Source organism: Chitinophaga sp. S165, assembly GCF_003182155.1.
Lineage (GTDB): Bacteria > Bacteroidota > Bacteroidia > Chitinophagales > Chitinophagaceae > Chitinophaga.
This window is the reverse complement of record NZ_QGTG01000026.1, coordinates 1-2,454: the sequence shown is the minus strand read 5'-3', so window position 1 is coordinate 2,454 and position 2,454 is coordinate 1. Positions and strand designations below refer to the sequence as shown.

Here is a 2,454-nt window from a genome sequence, read left to right as displayed (position 1 = left end):
TTATTACCCCACTACTGGAAGAAGCAAGAATAAATCAAAACAAAGATACCTTTTTATTGATGTCATTCTGGAACGCCGAGAACCGAATTATTACGTGCTTTGTCAGTATTATAATGTTCCTTTAGTTAATGTTCTTGTTTGTGACTAGGTGATATTATTTTAACGTGTGTTTAAATGCGGTTAAATAGGATTTGATAATCGCCAATTAGTTCTTGACTCGTTGCCAACTGGAACCTGACTAGTATTGTCCGCGATTTTGATAGTTTCCCATCTGTCGAAAAGTGAGCCTTTTGTAGCTATTTTGGGATTTATTGGACATATTAGGCACAAAGTGAACAAAAGGGGGAAAGTAGCTTTTTGCGTGGTTGTAGTTTTGATATTATTAAACCGTAATAATATGACAAAGTTAACCAGCGAACAATTTGATGTGCCATCTGCTGCTATGTTGGAAGTCTGTGCATTGATCAGTGAACATGATTTGAACCATACAATTATGGAGGTCGATGAAGACGCAGATACGATTACACTGGAACTGCAATATACGAAGCAAGACCGGGAAGTCATTCATCAAATTGAAGATCTGATAGCAGACAACACTGATGATGACGAGGATGATGAAGAATGTGAATAAGCCAGCAATTCTGATTGACAGGAATGAGTATGCAGTGTATACTCATTCCTTTTTTATTCCATTGTCATTTTAACTCATTGCACATGAAGGTATCTCAGATTATGCCAGAAAGAAGCCAGGACATAACTGTTGAAGATGTGAAAGCTCTAAGCAGCTTTAAGGACTACTCCACATCTCAGGCAGAAGAACTAATAAACACAATCAAGACATTTACAACAATAGGGCTGACAATATGCAGCCAGCGAAGTTCTCCCATTAAAATAATTGACTTACCCAATATTAAATACGAAAAGAAAATTGCATGAACCCAGGATTATCCCTTTTTGATTCTTTTGCCAAAGGAAAGAAAGCGCAGGCGGCGCGTAATAACAACTGTGTTATTTATACCCGCGTCTCGACCAAAGAGCAGGCTGACAACAATATGAGTTTGGGTACTCAGCGTAAAGGCTGTGAACAATATGCTACCAAAGGCGGCTTAAACATTAAAGGATATTTTGGTGGAACCTATGAAAGTGCCAGGACTGACGAGCGCCGGGAATTTAATAAGATGTTGGCTTTTGTGAAGAAGAGCAAAGAGAAGATAGCCCATATTATTGTGTATAGCGTCGACCGATTCAGCCGTTCGGGTACAAACGCCATGTATATTGCTGATCAGCTTAAAAAGCAGGGTATAATAGTCTATGCGGTCACGCAGCCTACAGATGCCTCAACAGCCAGTGGTGCATTGCAGCAGAATATTCAATTCATATTTAGTGAATACGATAATCAGCTGAGACGTGAAAAATGTATGGCGGGAGTGAGAGAGAAGTTGCTAATGGGTATCTGGTGCGCCCCACCGCCTATGGGATACGATATAGTCAGACGCGATGGGAAGAAGACTTACGTGCTGAATAAAACCGGCAAGTTGATAGGGAAGGGGTTTCAATGGAAGGCTACTGGGGGAACTAATGAGGATGTCAGAATACGATTGTTGGCTTTAGGCTTGCATCTTACAAAACAACGACTGTCCGATATATTAAGAAATCCATTTTACTGTGGACTGATTGTACATAAGGCATTAGAGGGCAATGTAATTGAGGGTATCCAGGAGAAAGCAGTATCCAGGGAGTTGTTTCTCAAAGTAAATGGTATCCTGTCTAATCATCATCAGGGTTATACGGTTCAATCAGAGAATGATATTATCCCGTTAAAACGTTTCCTGAAATGTGACGAATGTGGCAGCTACCTGAGAGGCTATAAGGCTTATAAGAACCAGAAGTACTACTACAAGTGTAATACGCCCGGTTGCAAATGCAACAAACGGGCAGATAGTCTTCATGAAACATTCAGGGAATTACTGGTAGGTTTTACCCTGGATGTAAATGAGGATTACCGACGGCTTATAAAAATGCAGGTGATCGCTACTTACAACCAACACGTTCAGGAAAGCCGGGATAAGGAAAAGATGTTGGAGGAAAGAATGGGAGAGGTCGACAAAAAGATAAAGCGTCTAAGAGAACGTCACGCCAATGAAGAGATAACTCGGGATTTATATGAGGAGTTCACTACAAAACTTATTGGAGAGCGTAAGGCAATCGCAGATGAATTGGCAAAAATGGGAAATGAGGTGTCGAACCTTGACAAATGTGTCGATGAGATTATAAATTATGCCGGATCAAGTTGAAAACTTGGGGGATTCTGATCTTAAGCATAGATTTTAGCAAGTCTGTAAAGGAAAAATTCGACATATCTCACTCCTCGTAAGGCATTTCTAAAGGCTTTAATCTTTGCATTGAAGGATTCGGCAGCAGCATTGGTGGCCCGATTATCAAAGAAGTTCAGGA

At 40.4% G+C, this 2,454-nt stretch carries 4 protein-coding genes; 3 read left to right on the top strand and 1 reads right to left on the bottom strand.

The window, feature by feature from the left end; genetic code table 11:
- The first annotated feature begins 397 nt into the window (after positions 1-397).
- From C7475_RS32655 to C7475_RS32645, 3 genes are all read left to right on the top strand, one after another.
- Positions 398-631: a hypothetical protein gene (locus C7475_RS32655; RefSeq protein ID WP_110057639.1), complete on the top strand. Its 234-nt coding sequence runs from the start codon at positions 398-400 to the stop codon at positions 629-631.
- 83 nt (positions 632-714) lie between these two features.
- Positions 715-936 (top strand): hypothetical protein, encoded by a 222-nt coding sequence (locus C7475_RS32650; protein WP_146217732.1) that lies wholly within the window; start codon positions 715-717, stop codon positions 934-936.
- Complete coding sequence (locus tag C7475_RS32645; RefSeq protein ID WP_110057637.1) at positions 933-2,294, top strand: recombinase family protein; 1,362 nt, start codon at positions 933-935, stop codon at positions 2,292-2,294. The genes C7475_RS32650 and C7475_RS32645 overlap by 4 nt, the downstream gene beginning before the upstream one ends.
- A gap of 20 nt (positions 2,295-2,314) precedes the next feature.
- Here the strand turns inward: C7475_RS32645 and C7475_RS32640 are convergent.
- A partial coding sequence (locus C7475_RS32640; protein ID WP_146217731.1) for a transposase occupies positions 2,315-2,454 on the bottom strand: 140 nt, incomplete at its 5' end.

Coding starts and splice junctions, on each gene's coding strand:
- C7475_RS32655 (WP_110057639.1), top strand. CDS start 398: ATGACAAAGTTAACCAGCGAACAATTTGATGTGCCATCTGCTGCTATG.
- C7475_RS32650 (WP_146217732.1), top strand. CDS start 715: ATGAAGGTATCTCAGATTATGCCAGAAAGAAGCCAGGACATAACTGTT.
- C7475_RS32645 (WP_110057637.1), top strand. CDS start 933: ATGAACCCAGGATTATCCCTTTTTGATTCTTTTGCCAAAGGAAAGAAA.